Genomic DNA, 20,205 nt, shown 5'->3' with positions numbered 1-20,205 from the left:
GACTCTCCTTTGATTGGATTATAGATTGTTGACTACTACGAATTGATTACTGGTGCTCTGACGGAATCTCTCCATACGAGCTGATGAGGGATAATGATTCGCGCTTGATCGAAGCCCTCACCCTTAATACTTTGTACGAGCGCTTGGACAGTGGATTGTCCCATCTGATAAGTGCCGATGTCTACACTTGAGATCTGCGGCAGACACATTTCAGCCAGCAATGTGTTGTTGAAGCCGACTACGCTGCAATCTTCAGGCACGTTGAAGCCGTTGTTCCATAACGTGCGGATAATGCCAAACGCTACGACATCGTCGGTTGCGATGATCGCAGTAGGCCGTTCCTCCAGCTCTAGAATACGTTCCGTGATCTGCGCGGCCGATTCCGGCGTGAATGAGCCTTCATATACATAATCGATATCAAACGGAATGCCTGCCTCCATCAACGCTTTGCTGAATCCATCGAGACGATCCTTGGATACCGTCAGCTCAAATGGGCCGCTGACAAACGCAATCTTGCGATGGCCGAGCTCAATAAGATGGCGTGTAATCGCTTGCGAAGCAGCGATATTGTCGTTATCGACGGAAGTAATGTCGCTGTAGTCCTCACTTCGACCAACAAGCACAAACGGGAATTTCTTTTCCCGCAGAAAGGAGATATTGGCGTCGATCATATGAGAGGCTAACAGAATAATGCCATCGACATTGCGTCCGTGCACTAATCGCTTTACGGCCTTTATTTCTTCTTCTCCATTCGCTCCGGTCGTCATCATGACATCGTACTGAGATGCAGCGGCTTTCGCGACAATGCCTCGAATAATATCGGAGAAGAATTGATTCTGAAACACTTCATCTGCGGGACGGGGGAGCACGATACCAATATTGTGAGTTGTATTCGTAACTAAGCTCTTCGCCAGCATGTTCGGATGATAGCCCAGCTCTTCCATCACTTTACGCACTTTTTTGCTCGTTTTCTGACTGATGCGTGAATCATTGGAGATGACACGAGAAACAGTCGAGGGTGCAACACCAGCCTTTTCTGCTACATTTACAATGGTTACTGCCATAGGTAAAACCTCGCTTAAAAATACTATTCCTACTATGGTCAAAGTATAGAGTAAAATATTTTTTTGTGCAAACGGTTTACAAGATGTTTGGCTGTGTGTATAATTCGTTTTGAGCGGAACCGCTTACAATCAAGTTAATAGCAAGGAAATATTTTTTTAGGCACTTATGCAAAGGTTTGCACAAACTTCGTGCAAATATAGCAAATCTATTCTATCTAAACCTTTGCGCGCTTTGTTCCACAATATGAACCAGAACTGAAAGGGGCAATCAAGAACATGAAGAAATGGGTAGCAATGATGTTGTCAGTCATGATGGTATTTTCAATTACGGCTTGTGGCAGTAAGAATGCTTCTACGGAGACAAAGACAACGACAGAAACAGAAGCAGCGACAGATAACGGAGCAGCAGGAAGCGATGAGTTGAAGCCAGAGGATGGAGCGAGTCTAGTTATCTGGGAAAGTAAAGAAGCTCGTCCATTCGCTGAAGCGATTGCGAAGGAATTTACTGCAAAATATAACGTTCCTGTGAAATATGAGGAAGTCGCATCACCTGACCAAGTGAACAAGCTTGTAAATGACGGACCAGCTGGTATTGCGGCAGATGTCGTCGTGTTCCCGCACGATAACCTGGGCAAAGCGGTGACAGCAGGACTTTTATTGCCAAATGACTTCTATGAAGAGAAGACGCGTGCCGAGAACTCTGAGTTGGCGGTTAATGCATCTTCCTACGACGGCATCTTGTACGGTTATCCACGTTCGGTAGAAACGCTCATCATGTTCTATAACAAAGATTTGATTGCTGAAGCTCCTAAGACGATGGAAGAAGTAATGGAGCTATCCAAGACGATGAACGACGTAAAGAATAAAAAATATACTTACATGTGGGAGATTGGCAACTTCTATTTTGACTACATGTTCCTAGCGTCAACTGGCGGTTATGTATTCGGCAACAACGGCAGTGATAAGACGGATATCGGCTTGAATAACGAAGGTGCGATCAAAGGCGCGACGTTCCTGCAGCAATTCGCTAAGCAAGTGCTTCCGTTGACAACATCCGATGTAACGAATGACGTGAAGAAGGGACTCTTCGCAAGCGGTCAATTGGCATTGAATATTGATGGTCCTTGGGCGATTGCAGACCTGAGAGCATCTGGTGTGAACCTTGGCGCTGCACCGATTCCTAGCATTGAAGGTCAACCGTCCAAGACATTCTCAGGCGTTAAATCCTGGTATGTAAACTCTTATACGAAATATCCTAACGCATCCAAACTGTTTGCAGAATTCGCATCTAATAAAGAAGCGCAGATGAAAAGCTATGAAATGACCGGTGCTGTTCCTTCCAATAATGAAGCGGCAGCTGATCCTAAAGTAGCTAACGATCCGTTTACATTAGCTGTACTTGAACAATTCAAGAATTCATACCCAATGCCTTCAATCCCAGAGATGGGTACAGTATGGAGTCCAATGGCAGCAGGTCTGGCAGATGTGCTTAACAAAGGCAAAGATCCAAAAGCGGCTCTTGATAATGCCGTACTACAAATAAAAGACGCAGTTAAGTAAACAAGATAAAGGGGACCCGGGGAAGTGTCTAATGCTTGTCCGGGTCGTTTCATAAGAGAGTCGCGGATATGCGCATGCGATTACGATAATGGATAGCGAAAAAAGGAGAGGACCTCATGGCAACTATACATTCGGCTATATCCAACGGTGCTGTGAAGAACAGTTCTACACCTCAGCCGTCGCCAAGTGATACACGATCGAATACCGCAACGAAAGCTGCATTGCTTTCAGGTGTATTCTGGGGTCTTGGGCAAATATTCAACCGTCAATATATAAAAGGTTGTTTGCTCATGCTGATCGAAGCAATAGGCTTGTTTTATTTGATTAACAATTTACCGCGCGCGATATGGGGTTTGTTTACACTCGGAGAAACACCTTCTCAGATGAAGAAGGTTGGCAAGATATACCAAATGGTCCCAGGAGACCATTCGATTCACTTGATCATTCAAGGATTAATTACGCTGGTTGTCCTGTTTATCTTTGTATGGGTGTATGTGCTTGTTGTAAAGAATGCCTATACAGTGGGACTCTTGCGGTCTAAAGGCGAAAAACCGAACAATTTCCTGCAAAGCGTGGAATATGTGAAAGAGCAGAAATTCGCGTATCTGTTCTTGGCATTGCCGACAGCGGCGGTGTTGTTCTTTACGATAATGCCGATTATATTCATGATTCTGCTGGCATTTACCAACTATTCGGCACCTGACCACATCCCGCCTGCGAAACTTGTAGATTGGGTTGGTCTGCAGAACTTTAAGGATCTGCTTCAGCTTGGTACATGGAGCAGTACATTCTATGGCGTATTGACGTGGACGATTATATGGGCAGTTCTAGCTACGTTTAGCTGCTATTTTGGCGGTATTCTTGTAGCGCTTCTCGTACAACAAGCGGGTATTAAATTCAAGACAATGTGGCGCACGATCTTTATCATTCCTTATGCCATTCCGCAAATGTTATCGTTCCTGATTATGCGCAACATGTTTAATGGTGAGTTTGGACCGATTAACCAATACTTGAGCTATTTCGGCTTAGGCAAGCTGCCTTGGCTGTCAGATCCGTTCTGGGCGAAGGTAACGGTATTACTAGTTAATATGTGGGTCGGTATTCCGGTTACAATGGTACTCGTTATCGGTATATTAACGACCATTCCAAAGGATATGTACGAAGCGGCAGACGTCGATGGCGCGACGGCTTGGCACAAGTTCAGAGCCATCACGATGCCGATGATTATGTATTCAACAGCTCCTATTTTGATTGGACAATTCGCGGGCAACATCAACAACTTCAACGTTATCTTCTTGATGACCAACGGTAATCCACCGAACGGTGAATACCAGTATGCAGGCAGTACGGACTTGCTCGTAACATGGCTGTATAAGCTGACTTTGGATAATAACAAGTTCGATATGGCAGCGGCCATCGGTATTATCATCTTTATCATCGTAGCTTCGTTATCGATCTGGAGCTATCGTCGTACCAAATCGTTCCGAGAGGAGGATCTCATCCAATGAGTGTAGGTGCTAAGAAAAATTCGCGTATTCGTCTAATATTCAGCTATTCGCTGCTTATCATCATAGCGCTTTGCGTCCTCTATCCGACGTTTTGGATATTGATGTCTTCGATTCGTCCGGGGACATCCATCTACAGCGAGACGCTTATTCCGAGACAGCCGACATTTGAGCATTTTATCAACTTGTTTACATCGGAGCAGTATCAATATGGGCGATGGTATCTCAATACGTTAAAGATTGCGACGTTTAACATGATCTTCGGCGTTATTCTAGTCGTGATGACGGCTTATGCGTTGTCTCGTTTCCGGTTCTACGGCCGGAAAAATCTGATGTCAGGTATGCTTGTACTCGGGATGTTCCCTGGATTTATGAGTATGATTGCCATCTACATCTTGCTGATGCAATTGAACTTGCTGGATACGCATCTTGCCTTGATTCTGGTGTACTCAGCGGGGGCGCCGCTTGGTGCCTTTGTCGTAAAAGGATTCTTTGATACGATTCCAAAGAGCTTGGAAGAGTCGGCACGTATCGACGGTGCTACACATTGGACGGTATTTATTAAGATCATGCTGCCGCTCTCGAAGCCGATGCTTACGTACATTGGACTGATGACATTTGCAGGCGCTTGGGGCGACTTCATCTTTGCTCGACTCGTTCTGCGTACGAAAGAGAAATGGACGCTTGCGATCGGACTGTGGGATATGGTCAACAACGCATCTTCTAACTTTACGATGTTTGCGGCTGGGGCTGTCTTAATCGCTATTCCAATCGCGCTTCTCTACTTATTCCTGCAGCGCTTCCTAGTTGAAGGGTTGACGGCTGGGGCGAGCAAGGGCTAAGGAAATCGCACAATAATTAGAACCGCAGTTCACTATAAATAATAGAGCTAAACCTTATAGGATCGGGGAGTAGGGGGAAATAACATGCAAGATACAAGCGCAGCTATACATCCAGAGAATGCAGCCCAGCAGACGCAAGGTCATACCGGCGCTCAGCTTGGCACCATTACTAATCTGATAGAGAAAGATCAATCCTTAATGCTTGTCGGACAGCAGTTTAATCTGGCGATCACTTCGGTAGGGAACGGGGTCATTCGCTTCAAGACGTATCGTGGACAAGAGCCGAATTGGAAGACCACACAGGCTGTCATCGCTTCAGAAGCTCGTAAGCCATCGCCATTGCACTGGACGGAGAACGATGAGCAAGTGTTGATCACGATAGGCAGTTCTACGGTTGAAGTTAACCGTCGTACAGGTACTTTAAGTATTAGAACGGAAGCACAGCCGAGCGTGGAGATCGCAGGTCTGCAGCGCAATCGTGAAGCGGTGGGCGACTATACGGCATTTGTAAAATTGAATCAAGAGGATCATATCTACGGGCTAGGGGAGAAGACCGGATTCCTTGACAAGCGCGGTGAGCGATATACGATGTGGAACTCCGATGTGTATGCGCCGCATGTGCCGGAGATGGAATCTCTCTATCAATCGATTCCTTTCTTGACGGTATTGAATGAAGGCAAAAGCTACGGTTTGTTCCTGGATAATCCGGGTAAAACGGTATTCGATATGCGTACCTATGCGGATATGGCGATGCTTCAATCGTGGACGGGAGAATTCGATCTGTATTGGATCGAAGGTCCAACTTTGAAGGACGTTATTGTTCGATACGGGGATCTGACGGGACGCATGCCGCTGCCGCCGAAATGGGCGTTAGGTTATCATCAATCGCGTTACAGCTATATGGATGAGAAGGAAGTATTGGACCTGGCTCATACGTTCCGTGAGAAGGAGATTCCATGCGATGTCATCCATCTCGACATTCATTATATGAACGGGTATCGGGTGTTTACATTTGACGAGAACCGTTTTCCGAATCCGGAGCAGATGATGGAACAGCTTCGTGAGCTTGGGTTCCACATCGTGCCGATCGTCGATCCAGGCGTGAAGAAAGATCCGCTGTACGCGGTCTATATGGATGGCGTCGATAACGATTGCTTCTGCAAGACGGCAGAGGGCGACATCTATACGGGGCCAGTGTGGCCAGGGGAGAGTGCGTTCCCAGACTTCACCGAATCCCGTGTGCGGGACTGGTGGCAGGAGAACCAGCGCTTCTACACGGACCTTGGCATTGACGGTATCTGGAACGATATGAACGAGCCTGCGATCTTCAATGAAACGAAGACGATGGACGTGAATGTCATGCACGGCAATGAAGGCGACCGCAAGACACATGGCGAGCTTCATAACTTGTACGGGATGTGCATGTCGCAGGCGAGCTATGAAGGGCTGAAGGCGTTGCTCGATGGCAAGCGTCCGTTCGTGCTCACGCGTGCTGGATACAGCGGTATTCAGCGCTATGCGGCTGTATGGACAGGCGATAACCGCAGCTTCTGGGAGCATATGTCGATGGCTATGCCGATGGTGCTGAATCTGGGGATGTCAGGTGTACCATTTGCCGGTCCTGATATCGGCGGGTTCGCCCATCACACAAGCGGCGAGCTGTTGGCGCGTTGGACGCAGATGGGTGTCTTCTTCCCATACGTCCGCAACCATAGCGCCATTGATATGCTTCGCCAAGAGCCATGGTCGTTCGGCGAAGAGATCGAGCATATCTGCCAGCAGTATATCGCCCTGCGTTATCAATGGATGCCTTATCTGTATCATTGGTTCTATGAAGCTTCTAAGACAGGGCTTCCGGTTATGCGTCCGGTGGTGCTTGAATATCCGAACGATCCGCAGGTGTATAACCTATGCGACCAGTTCTTAGTTGGCGATTCCGTGATGATCGCACCTATCTATCGTCCGAATACGGAATGGCGTTCGGTCTACCTGCCGGAAGGCGAGTGGATCGACTACTGGAGCGGCGAGCGCTATGCAGGCAAGCAGCACATCCATGTACATGCGCCGCTCTCGAAGCTTCCGATCTATGTGCGCGCAGGCGCAGTGCTGCTTGAAGGACCGGTTCGCCAGCATGCGGAGGAAACGGTTGCCGACGAGTACGTGACGGCATCAATCTATCTGCAGGGCGGAAGCGGGACTTCCGAGCTGGAATGGTACGAGGATGATGGTCTGACCTTTGCCTATGAAGACGGGCAATGGAACAAGATGCTCATCCAAGTGACAGAGTCTGTGCAGTCGTTGAACGTGAAGGCAGCTTATACAGCACGCGGATATGAGCCGAAGCGCGACAGCTTGCGTATCCGTTTGATCGGCTTGTCCTCTGCGCCTTCCGCGATTGCGGGTATGGGCGAGAAGGTGGAGATGGATCAGCTTGCTGGTCTGGCGACAGGCTGGGCTTATGATGCGGAACGCGGTGAATTGCTTGTGAAGCTGCCAGAGAACGCTGGCGGTCATGAGTTGAACATTACGCTGTAATCATAAATAGGAAATAATAAAACAGCGATGGATATATCGGTTCATACCGATGATGTCCATCGCTGTTTACATGTGAATACATAGTTTACTAGTTTACTATATCGAGCTCACAGACTCCCGCCATACGAGCTTATGCGGAACAATAATACGCGCTTGGTCGAAGCCGTCTCCCTTTATGGACTGAATGAGCGCCTGTGAGGCTGAACTGCCCATTTTATAGATACCGATATCGACACTTGAGATCGGAGGCGAGCCCATTTCAGAGAATAGCGTATTATTGAAGCCGACCACACTGCAGTCCTCTGGAACGCGCAAACCGTTGTTCTTTAAGGTGCGGATCACACTTAAGGCGACAAGGTCATCGATTGTGATGATAGCGGTTGGCCGATCTTCCAGCTTAGCTATGCATTCCGCTATATGTATAGAAGATTCTTGCGTGAATTCACTTTCATACATAAGCTCCTTGCGGACTGGAATGCCTGCTTCAAGCAATGCTTTGCTGTATCCATCCAGGCGATCCTTGGACAGAGTCAGGTTAAACGGACCGCTCACAAATGCGATCTTGCGGTGCCCCCGTTGGATGAGATTGCGTGTCATATCATAGGCGGCTGCAACGTTATCGTTGTCTATCGAAATGATGTCAGCATAGTGTTCGCTTCGTCCAACAAGTACGAACGGAAACTTCTTATCCCGCAGAAATGAAATGATCTGGTCATCACGGCGTGATGACAGCAGGATAATGCCGTCTACGTATCGGCCTTGAACAAGACGTTCTATGGCCTGTTTTTCTTCAATCTGATTCGTTGCCGTTGTCATGAGCACATCATAGCTGCTTGCAGCTGCTCTTGTAACAATACCTCGTATAATCTCAGAGAAAAATTGGTTCAGGAATAACTCATCTGCGGGTCGTGGCAGGACGATGCCGATGTTGTTAGTTGTCTTGGTGACAAGACTCTTTGCCAGCATATTAGGGTGGTAGCCGAGTTCTTCCATTACTTTGCGGACTTTGCGGACCGTCTTCTGGCTGATGCGTACATCATTCGATATGACGCGCGATACCGTAGAAGGCGATACACCTGCTTTTTGCGCTACATCTACAATAGTTACTGCCATTTGGATTATCCTCGCTTAGCTTAATATATTCCGAGTATAAGTTATATCCTAGTATTGCGCAAACGTTACACCTATAGAGCGGTATGATCGCCGATCTCGGAATTTCCACAATTGATGCGTTAACCCGCCGAGCAAATGAGGTTCTAAGGTTTATGCCTTGATTGATGAAGGTTGCGGAGGCTATTCTGCCAGCGAACTCAGATATTAAGGGGTAGTAGAGTGAGGTGGCGAGGAGTTGGATAGAAATGTTGTATAAAGTACAACATTTTCACCAACATTCCTCAGGAAACGATAAATTGTTGTACTTCATACAACAATTTAGTCATGATGAGCCTTGTCTCACGTGTTTTTCTAGATATTGTTGTACTCTATACAACAATTCTGCTGAGCTACACCTTAACCGTTCATATTGTTGTATGAAATACAACATAGAACGTCTAATCAATAGTTGGTAGTTGGAGATCAAGTTGAATGATTCAGTGTGAACAAGTAATTGTATTTTGATGCGTGCTTCTGTTCGTCCATGATAATTCCGAGTACCGTGTCTTTGTAAATGCCAGCAGGCAGACCGGACCATATTTTTCGGTAATTCTCAACAGCTGAGAGTTCGCCGAACAGCGCCGTAACCAGTCCCTCATTATAAGAAGCGGGTTTCGTATAGGATACATCGGTGCTCGCTGGAATATGGCGGCCGGTAAGTTCGGTGTACATCTCTCGGAACATTCGATTATGTCCTCGTTCGTCATTGCGGATCGATGCGATGATGTCTTTCTGTTCCTTCGTCGGCGCCATATTGATTAGATCATCGTAAAACAATTCATCATGCTTCTCGCCCTGAACAGCATGATAGATACCTTCCAATGCTTGAGCATAAGTTGTTGCCCATACCGGCTGAAAATTAGCTCGATAAAAATTCGAATGTGCCCGATACAATGTTAATACCCCCTCAAGGATCGAATGTCACGGAAGACCTCAATTTCTAGGCATTTCACATTAGCCTATTCATTTTGTATTTAAAGGTGCAGCCGGCCTTACGATTACTGCTGACACATGTCCCCGATAGGGGATTCACCCCAGCGAATGATGTTTTGAAGGTCAATTTTTGGGAGATGATTTTAAGATCTGCTGATTCAAGGGAAAGTTGCTAAAATGGAAGCAGGAAGAAGCTATAACTGGTTTCTGGAGCTGGAATTATCGCAAGACTTGTAATGTGATAAATACCACATACATTCAAATGCCTCATCGACGATAATTTTGATGGTTTTCATGGCAACATTTCGTAAGGAGCGATCTTTAATATGGCGAACAGAGCAAAGATTATAATAGCAGCGGCAGCAATCCTTTTGTTCGCAGCGGCTGGAATCGGATACTTTCAATGGAGCAGCAATTCCAGCAAGAAAGAAATGTCGAATGAGCAGGTGACCAAAACCCTCTTTAAGTTCGATACGATTATTAATCTGAAGTTATACGGGGATCAAGAATCGAAGAAGCATCTCAAACAAATTGAGAAGATGCTGGATCAAATCGATGAACAAATTAATATGAGCAATAAACAGAGTGAAATTTACCAAGTGAATGCTGCGGCAGGAAAAGAAGCGGTAAAGGTTTCACAAGGTACGTACGATCTCGTCAAAGTATCTCTAGACTATGCGATCGATACCAAGGGAGCTTTTGATCCCAGTATCGGGTCACTCGTGAATTTATGGAAAATTGGCAATGGAGGAGAGCATCCTCCTGCTGATAGTCTCATTCAACAGGCCAAGTCACTTGTGAACTATCATGATATTGAGATGGATGATAAGAACTTAACGATCAAGCTCGTCAAAGAAGGTATGTCTCTCGATCTTGGCGGAATCGGTAAAGGGTATGCGGCAGATATGGTGTCTGATTATTTACGTCAAGAGAAGGTGAAGAGTGCGATTATCGACCTCGGTGGCAGCAGTATCATTGCGATTGGTAGCAAACCTAATGGAGAATCGTGGCGCATTGGTCTCCAAGATCCAGACCGGGAACGGGGAAAACAATTAGCCGTCGTTCAGCTTAAGGACGAGACGATTGACTCCTCCGGTATATATGAACGGTTCTTCATGGAAAATGGCGTCCGCTATCATCATATTATTGATCCTAAGACAGGCTATCCTACACAGAACGGGATCAAGAGTGTGACGATCATCGGCGGAACCGCTACCGATGCCGATGTACTCTCAACAGCGGTCGTTGTAATGGGACTTGAAGAAGGGCTCGCTTATATCAATCAGAAGCCTGGTCTTGAAGCGATGTTCATTATGGAAGATAACAAGATTTATATGACACCGGGATTGAAAGGGAAGATTAACTTAACAAATCCCCAATACACAGTGGTTGATACAAACTGATTCCATAATGGAGAGTCTTATGATTCTGTATGTCTGGTGTGATTCTATCTTCTAGAGTGTCTAGCCTATTTGGGAAGACAACACGAAAGGAGCATTATATATGAATCAACTTGTTAAAGAATGCATTCAGAAGTTGGGACTAACACATTGGACACTCGTTTTCCAGCATAACATCAACGTATAATTATAGACACGAATGTTGGTGGAAACGTCTCGGTTAATTATAAGTTTTACTTCCGATGTTTTCGAAGCTATTCCTTCTTAACCTTGACTTTAACAAGAGTAATATGTATTATTGATCCAATAATCACATACAAGGCAATGACCAAAGACATGATTCCCTACGCGAGCTGTCCAGAGAGAGAAGTTCAGGCTGAAAGCTTCTCCAGATATCGGTTGTGGAATTACCCCTTTGCAGCCGTGGCGTTGAACCCGTTGATCGGAATAGATCACGGCTGTAAGCGGCACCGACTTATCCCCGTTAACGGATACTAATAAGGACCTTGCTGCTGCATACTTTGGCGAATGCCATCGAATGACATGCTGGAGGTCGAATTAGGGTGGAACCACGAGCTGAACGCACTCGTCCCTTGGGGGAAGAGATGCGTTTTTTTGCGTTCAACGATAACCAGTAATGGAGAAATGGAGGCACAATCATGGAGATCAATGTAACTTTGCCAGACAGAACAATTAGGAGGGTAGAACAAGGAACGACCATTATGCAAGTGGGGGAATCTATTAGTACCGGACTGAAGAAGCTGGCTGTAGCTGGTAAACTGGATGGCAAGCTCGTCGATCTTAATCAATCGCTTGAGCATGATTGCCTCCTTGAAATAGTTACACTCGACAGTAAAGAGGGCCTAGATATCTATAGACACAGTACTGCGCACCTGATGGCTCAAGCGATCAAGCGAATATATGGAGCTCAGGCTGTTAAGCTTGGAATAGGTCCAGTAATCGAAGATGGATTCTATTATGACATCGACATCGCTAATCCGTTGTCTACGGAAGATCTTGTCGCGATCGAACGTGAGATGGAAAAGATCATCCAAGAGAATATTCCGATCGTTCGTCGAGTCGTAAGCCGAGCAGAAGCTATACAACTATTCGAGAAGCTGGAAGAGCCGCTCAAGCTGGAGTTGATCCGCGACCTGCCGGAGGATGAAGTCCTATCCCTATACGAACAGGGTGAATTCTTGGACCTCTGCAGAGGTCCGCACCTCCCGGCTACTGGACGAATCAAGGCATTCAAGCTGTTAAATGTAGCGGGTGCGTACTGGCGCGGGGATTCCAATAATAAGATGCTGCAGCGAATATACGGGACTTCATTTCCAAAAAAAGCTCAGCTGGAAGAGTATCTGCACGTTCTTGAGGAGGCGAAGAAGCGTGACCACCGCAAGCTTGGCCGAGAGCTAGGTCTGTTTATGTTCTCGGAAGAAGCACCTGGGATGCCTTTCTACTTGCCGAAGGGGATGACGATTCGCACAGAGCTTGAGAACTTCTCGCGTGAAATACAGAGGCAGCGGGATTATGAAGAGGTTCGCACTCCGCTGATGATGAATAATCGGCTGTGGGAGCAGTCCGGACACTGGGATCATTACAAGGATAATATGTACTTTACTGACGTGGACGACACGAAGTTCGCGCTGAAGCCGATGAACTGCCCAGGGCATATGCTCATCTACAAGAACAGCCTACATTCCTATCGGGAATTGCCTATCCGTCTCTCGGAATTCGGCCAAGTGCATCGCCATGAATATTCAGGTGCTCTTAACGGAATGATGCGAGTCCGCACATTCTGTCAGGATGATGCGCATCTATTCGTCTTGCCGGAGCAGATTGAGGATGAGATCAGCCGGGTCATCGCGCTGATTGACCATATCTATCAAGTATTTGGATTTGAATATAAGATCGAGCTGTCCACTCGGCCTGAAGATTATATGGGCTCAGAAGAGCTGTGGAATCAAGCGGAGCAATCGCTTCAGAACGTATTAGATAAGCGAGGCATCCAATATCGGATCAATGAAGGCGATGGAGCATTCTACGGTCCTAAGATTGACTTCCACATCTTAGATGCATTGAAGCGAAGCTGGCAGTGCGGGACGATACAGCTGGATTTCCAGATGCCTGAGAAGTTTGATCTGACATACATCGGTGAGGATGGTCTTAAACATCGGCCGGTCGTCATTCATCGCGCCGTGTATGGTTCGATTGACCGATTCATAGGGATCATTACCGAGCACTATTCGGGGGCGTTCCCTCTATGGCTGGCTCCGGTTCAGGCGAAGCTGCTGCCGGTGTCTGAGAATTATGTTGATTATGCCTTCCAAGTGAAGAAGTCTCTGGACGATGCCGGGATTCGGGTGGAGGTAGACGCGCGCGATGAGAAGCTCGGCTACAAGATACGCGAAGCGCAGCTCGAGAAAGTGCCGTACATGTTCGTGCTTGGCGAGAATGAGAAGAGCTCGGGCCGTATATCCGTAAGAAAACGCAGTGAAGGCGACCTCGGCATCGTAAGTATTGAAGAGATGATCGAGCAGATGAAAGCAGATATACAATCAAGAAAGTAAATAGATGCTGTCCCGCACAATGCTGCTGCGGGGCAGCATTATTTGTATGTAATCGATGATTAGCCGAGGACATATGTCCTTCCCTGAATCCTCGAATCCATTATTAAATAATAAATAAATGGATATGGGGGAGAGCAGCATGAGAGGAATCCTATTCGCATTCATGGCGGGAGCTTTTATTACGCTGCAAGGTGTTGCCAATGCGCGGATCAGCCAAGATATTGGCACTTGGCAAGCAGCGACATTGACGCAATGGACCGGATTCATGACAGCCTTGCTGATTCTGATATTTAGACGTGACGGAGGACAATGGCGGAAGCTAAAGCAGGTACGACCGTTATATTTGTCGGGCGGAGCCTTTGCGGCAATCATTATTTCTAGTAATATTACAGCTATTCACCAGGTTGGTGCTACGATTACGATATCCGCCGTATTGATTGCCCAATTAAGTCTAACCTTTCTCATCGACAGTCGGGGATGGTTTGGGATGCTGAAGCAGCAGATGAGACTGCCGCAGTTCATCGGCATCGGCATGATGATAGCGGGCGTAGTGATATTGGGAATTTGATCAGATATTTATGTTATCTTGGGAGAAATGCAAGAAGAGAAGGCGAGGCCAAGCTATGAAAGAGATTCAAGATCGGGAGCAGCTGATGCAGTATCTGCATGCTTATAGCATCGAGGGTATATTTAATGAACCGCTAATGTCTCATTTGTCGCTGTACAGCTATGATCAAGGAGAAATTATCTGTTCACAAGGAGAACCTTCGCAGGTTCTATATATATTGGTGAAGGGGAAAGTGAAAGTCTATGTTACTTCTCCTGAAGGCAAGAAGCTGATTGTATCCTTTAAGAAACCGCTTGATGTTGTTGGGGAGATTGAATACGTAGCGGGCAATGACATGATCAATACTGTAGAGGCTGTATCGCAGGTCCATATGATCGGGATTCATCAACGCTGGCTGAAGAGATACGGAAGCGACTACACACCTCTGTTGCAGTTCTTATTGCGGATTATTACCCAAAAGTTTTGCATGAAATCCAATTCGTTGAGCTTTAATCTGATGTATCCGGTCGAAGTGCGGTTGGCGAGCTATCTGTTGTCGGTCTCGTTTGATGAATCAGATAAGCATTTCATAGGACAGCTTAGTACGAGCAATTTGAGAGATGCTGCGGACCTGATCGGAACGAGCTATAGACATGTGAATCGAGTTATCCATCAGCTCTGTACTGAGGGACTAATTGAGCGTAATAAGGATTGCATCATCGTGAAGAACAAGGAAGGGCTGCGTGCGCTGGCTGGTAACAATATTTATGAATAAAGGAAAGGCGGGTGATGCTCATGATTACAGGTTTGCTGATGGCATTGGTCGCAGGTTCATTAGTTAGTGTGCAGAATATTTTTAATAGTAAAATGAATCAGCATGCCGGATCTTGGACCGCTACTGCCATCGTGCTGGGTTTAGGATTCGCGGCTTCCCTGACGATTGGCCTGATCGTTGAAGGGGGAAATCTATTTAACTTGCAGCATATGCAGGGATGGTACTGGTTCAGCGGAATGATAGGCGTCGGGGTAGTCATTTGCATGATGAATGGGATCAAGCTGCTTGGTCCTACGTATGCCACCTCTATCGTTATGACTTCCCAGCTAGGGTTCGCCTTGCTGTGGGATTCACTTGGCTTGTTCGGTCTGGAACAGGTTCCATTTACGCTTCAACAGCTGTTAGGTGTAACGGTCATCGCGTGTGGCATCTTGGTCTTCAAATTAGGCGGCGCACGCGTGAAGCAAGTGAGCGTGAGTTGAGAGTACGACGAAGAGACACTGTGCGTGAACTCTAATGTCCCCATATATTGCTCCATGACATATTAAGATTGGCATTATCATTTAGGAGGTAAGTGAAATGGAGGTCATTCGAGTTAAGTTTCTTGAGGTTATGGTTAGAACTACTGCGACAAACACATTGAAAAAGAAACCTACATTGAGTCCTATAAAACAGTAAAAATGGACACCCAAGGGTGCCGGTATGCAAAATGCTCAGTATTAATAAAGGTATATAAATTAATCAGTATCAGGCTTTAAAATAATCGATTTACTATTTTCATCTTCCTTCCACTTCAAAACAAAATCAACGCTATTCAAGTAGTTTATGGCATCAGCATACCCACCATACATGATAATTGTTCGTATTGCGTGATCCGAATTATTAGACTCAAAGGGAGGGTTCATAAATCCTCCTCCACTTATAGAGATATAGTTATCAGGATTTTTAAAAAATAATTCGATATTAGAAATTGGAGAACTAGCTTTTTCATGTTCGTATGCATAGATATAAACTTTTATCATTACTGTTTCACCATCCTTTAGTGATCCATTATTAAGATGGTGTTCTTCAATAATTTTATTTTGATCTGTTATTATTTCATATTTTAAATTAAAGAAGATATTTGGGTGTAGCTTAGTCTCAAAATCTACATCTGAACAGGAACTTATTAATGATATCAAAATTAATAGAAATAAGTATTTTAAGTATTTCATATCTACTCCTCCAAATTAAATGTAATATTCTTCAATAATTTATATTGTAATGCAATGAAGGAAATTATAATAACTTGCACCGTCATTGGTCTTAGCTGTTCATAAATAAGGAGTGGCCATTGCATAAAGTAAACTGTGGGATTGACAATAAAATCCACAATGGAGTATAGTGTGATTATTACACAAATAGCCAATGTTGGATATACAAACTTATGTATTCAAACTATGAGTTAACGGCTGATGCAGGAAGGTTGTAATACGAGTGACTAATCTAATCATACTTTCATTTTTACGACAACGTCAGATGCACGGGTATGAGATTCAACAGCTGATCCAGTTGAGCCGAATGGATGTGTGGGCGAATGTGCTCTCAGGCTCCATTTACTATGCATTGAACAAGATGGAGAATGAGGGACTTATTGAAGCTGTTGCTGAAGAACGAACCGGCGCAAGAATTCGCAAGGTTTACGGAATTACGGAGCAAGGCGAGCAGTTATATCAACAAATGATCCGCGAAACGCTCACCTCAACCCCCCATTCCGCCAAATCAGAATTCTCGCTCGGATTGATCTGGATAGAGGATATTCCGAAACCAGAAGCGATTGGTTTACTTGAAAAGAATCTGGCACAAGTTGAGCAGTCACTGGCACAGTGGAAATTAGGTAAGGAGATTAAGGGGCAGAATGGGCTGACTCCAATTGTAATTGCCACTTTCGATAATGCGATCGCGCTGCATGAACAGGATATTGCTTTCCTTAAGCAGATTATTTCACTGTTACAGCAATAAAAGTCGCTTGTTAAGAGCGATTTTTATTTTAAGCATATATCCAACGTTGGATAATAAACATTGGTTAAAGGAGATGATTCTAATGAGCACATTGATTAAAGCGCAAGGGCTAGTGAAGACCTATGGCAAGAAGCAGGTGGTAAATGGACTGGATCTAGTGATTGAAGAGGGGGAAGTGGTTGCGATCATCGGTCCTAACGGAGCGGGGAAATCAACCACATTAGATCTAATTCTAGGACTTCGGCGTCCGGATGAGGGTTCCGTAGCCTACTGGACGTCTGAGGCTAACCGTTATATAGGCTTGCAGCTGCAGTCTACCCCTTTCTTTCCCGGGTTTACGGTTATCGAGAATCTAAGATTGTTCGCTGCCTTCTATGGTCTTCGATTGAAGGATAGGCAGCTGATGGTTCATTTGGAACGCTGCGGTCTGGTCGAAGCCGCACGAACGAATGCTTTGAGATTGTCGGGCGGACAGCAGAAGCGGCTGGCTATCGCTATGGCGCTTGTGCATGAACCAAAGCTGCTGTTCCTTGATGAGCCGACCGCTGCGCTTGACCCTCGGGCTCGTCGCGAGATTCGCGAGCTGATCCAGTCACTCGCTGCAAGCGGAACTTCGATCGTGTTCACCTCTCATGATATGGAGGAGGTACACAAGCTGGCCAATCGTATCGTTATGCTCAAGGATGGGCAGATCCAAGCATCGGGATCACCTGCATCTCTGCTTGATCGATATGAGATGAACACGCTGGAAGATCTGTATATCTCATTAACCGGAGGTTAATAGGATGCCTTGAGGATGACTAGCAGCTAACTATCCATTTGCTAATTCAACTATTGAAGGAGGAACATAAAGATGCTCACTGTATTAACAACGCTTCTGCGTGGAATTATTCGCGACATCCATACGATTGTATGGAATATCGCTTTTCCGATCGCCATGCTGGTGGGACTGGGGTTATATTTTGACAATCCTGACTATTCGAATCGATTGCTTAGCGGTGTGTTGACGACGAATCTGCTGTTCAGCGCTACAATGGTGACGGCCTTCTACGTGATGTCGCATCGTAATCGGGGGATCTTTAAATTGCTGCGGGTGACACCTTTCTCTACTCTATCGTTTATAACGGCAATGACTGGGGCAAGAACGGTGCTTGCTTTGCTCGTAAGCGTATGTGTAATTGTGACCGGTGTTGTCTTTCTTGATATTCAGCTTGAACCCATCAGCTTGCTGCTTATGTTGATCGTACTGCTGATCGGAACTATATGCTTTACCTCGCTTGGCTTCATAGCTGCAAACCTCTCACGAGATGAGAGCAACGTCAACATGATTTCCAACTTGATGAGCTTTCCTCTTCTATTTACGAGTGAGGCATTCTATTCCCTTGAGCATGCGCCGCAATGGATCCGTGTGATCGGTGAGCTTCAGCCGTTCTATTATCTAGTTAAGGCGATGGGGATAGCCGTGAATCCTGCGGGCTCGATCTCGGACATATGGCTGCCGCTCGGTATTCTTTCTTTATTTACGGTTGCCTTATTGGTCATCGCCGCACTAACCTTCCGGTGGGATCATGAGCGTCCGGCAGCGCGTAGAAATAAGCATATTCAGGTGACGTGAACGGCGTATATAAGTATTTGAGCTTCCGGCAGAGGCTATTTTGTCATCGGACCTGTCCGATTCGAGAAATTCAGTAGAAATGTTGTACGAAGTACAACAATTTCACCATAACTCCTTAGGAAACGATAAAATGTTGTACTCCATACAACATTTTAGTCTTGATAAGACCCATCTCACGTTTTTTTCTAGATATTGTTGTATTCTGTACAACAATTCTACTGAGCAATGCCCTTAATCGTTCATATTGTTGTATGAAATGCAACATAGTACCTCCTAACGCTAATCCGAGGAATGCTCAGATCACAGTTCTCCCATTTTGATAATTGAACACAAGATAATAATGATGTTTTGTTATTCTGAACGCTGATCTGCGGAGCGTATTCTATTTCATAGGGGCACAGTAATGTCCGTAGAAATGCTTGATGCGAGGGGGATACGCATGAAAATTGGTTGTGCGAGAAATGCAGCAGTGGAATGGGTCGCGCAGCATGCCAGTCGGGAGTCGTGGTTTCTAGGGGCCTATTACAGCGGCTCCACCGTTGGTCAGTCAGATGATACAGAGCTGCCAGCAGTGAGTGATATCGACGTCGTGATCGTAACGACAGAGGCTGAGCCTCCGTTAAAGCTGGGGAAGTTCATCTATCGCGGCGTGTTGATCGAAGTGACGTATCTTTCTTGGAGCCAGATCGCTTCCTACGAAGAGGTTCTGCGATCTTATCATCTAGCAGGCAGCTTTCGCGTGGACACGATCATTGCGGATCCAAGCGGGGAGCTTCGCAAGCTGCAAGCGCTCGTGTCTCGCCATTATGCGGAGCGGGTATGGGTTCGCCGCCGCTGCGAGAATGTGAGGGAGAAGATCGTGGGCGGACTGCAGACGATTGATCCTTCAGCACCGCTGCACGATCTGGTCACGTCGTGGCTGTTCCCGACAGGCGTGACCACGCATGTCCTGCTCGTGGCCGCGCTGCGGAACCCCACTGTGCGGCTACGCTATCTCGCCGCGCGTGATGTGCTGATTGCATACGGCCGAGCGGACTTCTACCCGGAGCTGCTGGAGCTGTTAGGCTGTGCGCATCTGTCGCCGCAGCGAGTCGAGCATCATCTCGACGGGCTTGCCCGAACGTTTGATGCCGCTGCAGCGGCGGCTAAGACGCCGTTCTTCTTCAGCAGCGACATCGCACCGGCGGCTCGTCCGGTTGCGATTGACGGCAGCCGCGCGCTCATCCGCGACGGATGCCATCGCGAGGCGGTATTTTGGATCGCCGCGACCTATGCGCGCTGCCATAAGATTCTGGCCGCCGACGCGCCGCCTGAGCTGCAGCGTTCACTCGCGCCGGCCTTTGAGGACTTGATCGCCGACCTTGGAATTCCCACAATTGATGCGTTAAACCACCGTGCTAATGAGGTTCTACATTTTATGCCTAGATTGTGGGATGTGGCGGAGAATATTCTATCAGCGAATCCAAATGTTGTATGAAGTACAACATTTTCACCTGTATTCCTCAGAAACGACTAAATTGTTGTACATCATACAACAATTTAGTCGTGATAAGCCTCGTCACGCGTGTTTTTCGAGATATTGTTGTACTCTGCGGCTAAGCCCCTTTAATCTGGAGTCCTACCCTACAGTAATTACTCATGCATTGAATAGCTCGTTATTTCGAGTTTTTACATTGCTTTATGGAACATTGAAGAGTCGTCTA

General features: G+C 46.3%; 17 protein-coding genes. 13 read left to right on the top strand and 4 right to left on the bottom strand.

Annotation, left to right across the window (positions count from 1 at the left end; all coding sequences use genetic code 11):
* Positions 1-35: 35 nt before the first annotated feature.
* Positions 36-1,064 carry a LacI family DNA-binding transcriptional regulator gene (locus tag ACXX53_RS18705; protein WP_458570207.1) on the bottom strand — a complete coding sequence of 343 codons (1,029 nt, stop codon included), beginning with the start codon at positions 1,062-1,064 and terminating at the stop codon, positions 36-38.
* A 276-nt stretch (positions 1,065-1,340) separates the two neighbouring features.
* On the opposite strand from ACXX53_RS18705, the gene ACXX53_RS18700 reads away from it, so the two are divergent.
* The 4 genes from ACXX53_RS18700 (at position 1,341) to ACXX53_RS18685 (ending at position 7,506) form a co-directional block, all read left to right on the top strand.
* Positions 1,341-2,624 (top strand): sugar ABC transporter substrate-binding protein, encoded by a 1,284-nt coding sequence (locus tag ACXX53_RS18700; RefSeq protein ID WP_458570206.1) that lies wholly within the window; start codon positions 1,341-1,343, stop codon positions 2,622-2,624.
* Positions 2,625-2,740: 116 nt separating this feature from the next.
* Positions 2,741-4,132 carry a carbohydrate ABC transporter permease gene (locus tag ACXX53_RS18695; RefSeq protein WP_458570205.1) on the top strand — a complete coding sequence of 464 codons (1,392 nt, stop codon included), beginning with the start codon at positions 2,741-2,743 and terminating at the stop codon, positions 4,130-4,132.
* Positions 4,129-4,971 (top strand): sugar ABC transporter permease, encoded by an 843-nt coding sequence (locus ACXX53_RS18690; protein WP_458570204.1) that lies wholly within the window; start codon positions 4,129-4,131, stop codon positions 4,969-4,971. The genes ACXX53_RS18695 and ACXX53_RS18690 overlap by 4 nt, the downstream gene beginning before the upstream one ends.
* An 84-nt stretch (positions 4,972-5,055) precedes the next feature.
* Positions 5,056-7,506 carry a glycoside hydrolase family 31 protein gene (locus ACXX53_RS18685; protein WP_458570203.1) on the top strand — a complete coding sequence of 817 codons (2,451 nt, stop codon included), beginning with the start codon at positions 5,056-5,058 and terminating at the stop codon, positions 7,504-7,506.
* A gap of 96 nt (positions 7,507-7,602) precedes the next feature.
* Here the strand turns inward: ACXX53_RS18685 and ACXX53_RS18680 are convergent, their stop codons facing one another.
* A complete protein-coding gene (locus ACXX53_RS18680) occupies positions 7,603-8,619 on the bottom strand; it encodes a LacI family DNA-binding transcriptional regulator (RefSeq protein ID WP_458570202.1) in 1,017 nt (338 codons plus the stop codon).
* 462 nt (positions 8,620-9,081) lie between these two features.
* Positions 9,082-9,552, bottom strand: a complete 471-nt coding sequence (locus tag ACXX53_RS18675) for a ferritin-like domain-containing protein (protein ID WP_458570201.1) — start codon at positions 9,550-9,552, stop codon at positions 9,082-9,084.
* 365 nt (positions 9,553-9,917) lie between these two features.
* Between ACXX53_RS18675 and ACXX53_RS18670 the strand changes: the two genes are divergently transcribed.
* The 5 genes from ACXX53_RS18670 (at position 9,918) to ACXX53_RS18650 (ending at position 15,368) form a co-directional block, all read left to right on the top strand.
* Entirely contained in the window at positions 9,918-10,994 is a 1,077-nt protein-coding gene (locus ACXX53_RS18670; RefSeq protein WP_458570200.1) for an FAD:protein FMN transferase, read from the top strand.
* A 656-nt stretch (positions 10,995-11,650) separates the two neighbouring features.
* Complete coding sequence (gene thrS, locus ACXX53_RS18665; RefSeq protein WP_458570199.1) at positions 11,651-13,564, top strand: threonine--tRNA ligase; 1,914 nt, start codon at positions 11,651-11,653, stop codon at positions 13,562-13,564.
* A 139-nt stretch (positions 13,565-13,703) separates the two neighbouring features.
* Positions 13,704-14,132 carry a DMT family transporter gene (locus ACXX53_RS18660; RefSeq protein WP_458570198.1) on the top strand — a complete coding sequence of 143 codons (429 nt, stop codon included), beginning with the start codon at positions 13,704-13,706 and terminating at the stop codon, positions 14,130-14,132.
* 55 nt (positions 14,133-14,187) lie between these two features.
* Entirely contained in the window at positions 14,188-14,886 is a 699-nt protein-coding gene (locus ACXX53_RS18655) for a Crp/Fnr family transcriptional regulator (protein WP_458570197.1), read from the top strand.
* A gap of 20 nt (positions 14,887-14,906) precedes the next feature.
* Positions 14,907-15,368 carry a DMT family transporter gene (locus ACXX53_RS18650; protein ID WP_458570196.1) on the top strand — a complete coding sequence of 154 codons (462 nt, stop codon included), beginning with the start codon at positions 14,907-14,909 and terminating at the stop codon, positions 15,366-15,368.
* Between the two features lie 255 nt (positions 15,369-15,623).
* Here ACXX53_RS18650 and ACXX53_RS18645 read toward each other — a convergent pair whose 3' ends face one another.
* Positions 15,624-16,100, bottom strand: a complete 477-nt coding sequence (locus ACXX53_RS18645) for a hypothetical protein (RefSeq protein ID WP_458570195.1) — start codon at positions 16,098-16,100, stop codon at positions 15,624-15,626.
* Positions 16,101-16,362: 262 nt separating this feature from the next.
* On the opposite strand from ACXX53_RS18645, the gene ACXX53_RS18640 reads away from it, so the two are divergent.
* The 4 genes from ACXX53_RS18640 to ACXX53_RS18625 all read left to right on the top strand — a co-directional run bounded on the left by ACXX53_RS18640 (position 16,363) and on the right by ACXX53_RS18625 (position 19,979).
* Positions 16,363-16,887, top strand: a complete 525-nt coding sequence (locus ACXX53_RS18640; RefSeq protein WP_458570194.1) for a PadR family transcriptional regulator — start codon at positions 16,363-16,365, stop codon at positions 16,885-16,887.
* 82 nt (positions 16,888-16,969) lie between these two features.
* A complete protein-coding gene (locus tag ACXX53_RS18635) occupies positions 16,970-17,668 on the top strand; it encodes an ABC transporter ATP-binding protein (protein ID WP_458570193.1) in 699 nt (232 codons plus the stop codon).
* A 72-nt stretch (positions 17,669-17,740) separates the two neighbouring features.
* The gene (locus tag ACXX53_RS18630; protein ID WP_458570192.1) at positions 17,741-18,502 is read left to right on the top strand and encodes an ABC transporter permease; all 762 of its coding nucleotides are present in this window, start codon (positions 17,741-17,743) and stop codon (positions 18,500-18,502) included.
* A gap of 439 nt (positions 18,503-18,941) precedes the next feature.
* A complete protein-coding gene (locus ACXX53_RS18625; RefSeq protein ID WP_458570191.1) occupies positions 18,942-19,979 on the top strand; it encodes a hypothetical protein in 1,038 nt (345 codons plus the stop codon).
* Positions 19,980-20,205 lie beyond the last annotated feature (226 nt).

The organism is Paenibacillus marinisediminis (assembly GCF_054343325.1).
This window is presented reverse-complemented; position numbering and strand designations above follow the sequence as displayed.

Bases quoted from the DNA above. Each gene is read 5' to 3' on its own strand.
- ACXX53_RS18705 (WP_458570207.1), bottom strand. From the start codon at position 1,064: ATGGCAGTAACCATTGTAAATGTAGCAGAAAAGGCTGGTGTTGCACCC.
- ACXX53_RS18700 (WP_458570206.1), top strand. From the start codon at position 1,341: ATGAAGAAATGGGTAGCAATGATGTTGTCAGTCATGATGGTATTTTCA.
- ACXX53_RS18695 (WP_458570205.1), top strand. From the start codon at position 2,741: ATGGCAACTATACATTCGGCTATATCCAACGGTGCTGTGAAGAACAGT.
- ACXX53_RS18690 (WP_458570204.1), top strand. From the start codon at position 4,129: ATGAGTGTAGGTGCTAAGAAAAATTCGCGTATTCGTCTAATATTCAGC.
- ACXX53_RS18685 (WP_458570203.1), top strand. From the start codon at position 5,056: ATGCAAGATACAAGCGCAGCTATACATCCAGAGAATGCAGCCCAGCAG.
- ACXX53_RS18680 (WP_458570202.1), bottom strand. From the start codon at position 8,619: ATGGCAGTAACTATTGTAGATGTAGCGCAAAAAGCAGGTGTATCGCCT.
- ACXX53_RS18670 (WP_458570200.1), top strand. From the start codon at position 9,918: ATGGCGAACAGAGCAAAGATTATAATAGCAGCGGCAGCAATCCTTTTG.
- thrS (WP_458570199.1), top strand. From the start codon at position 11,651: ATGGAGATCAATGTAACTTTGCCAGACAGAACAATTAGGAGGGTAGAA.
- ACXX53_RS18660 (WP_458570198.1), top strand. From the start codon at position 13,704: ATGAGAGGAATCCTATTCGCATTCATGGCGGGAGCTTTTATTACGCTG.
- ACXX53_RS18655 (WP_458570197.1), top strand. From the start codon at position 14,188: ATGAAAGAGATTCAAGATCGGGAGCAGCTGATGCAGTATCTGCATGCT.
- ACXX53_RS18650 (WP_458570196.1), top strand. From the start codon at position 14,907: ATGATTACAGGTTTGCTGATGGCATTGGTCGCAGGTTCATTAGTTAGT.
- ACXX53_RS18645 (WP_458570195.1), bottom strand. From the start codon at position 16,100: ATGAAATACTTAAAATACTTATTTCTATTAATTTTGATATCATTAATA.
- ACXX53_RS18635 (WP_458570193.1), top strand. From the start codon at position 16,970: ATGAGCACATTGATTAAAGCGCAAGGGCTAGTGAAGACCTATGGCAAG.
- ACXX53_RS18630 (WP_458570192.1), top strand. From the start codon at position 17,741: ATGCTCACTGTATTAACAACGCTTCTGCGTGGAATTATTCGCGACATC.
- ACXX53_RS18625 (WP_458570191.1), top strand. From the start codon at position 18,942: ATGAAAATTGGTTGTGCGAGAAATGCAGCAGTGGAATGGGTCGCGCAG.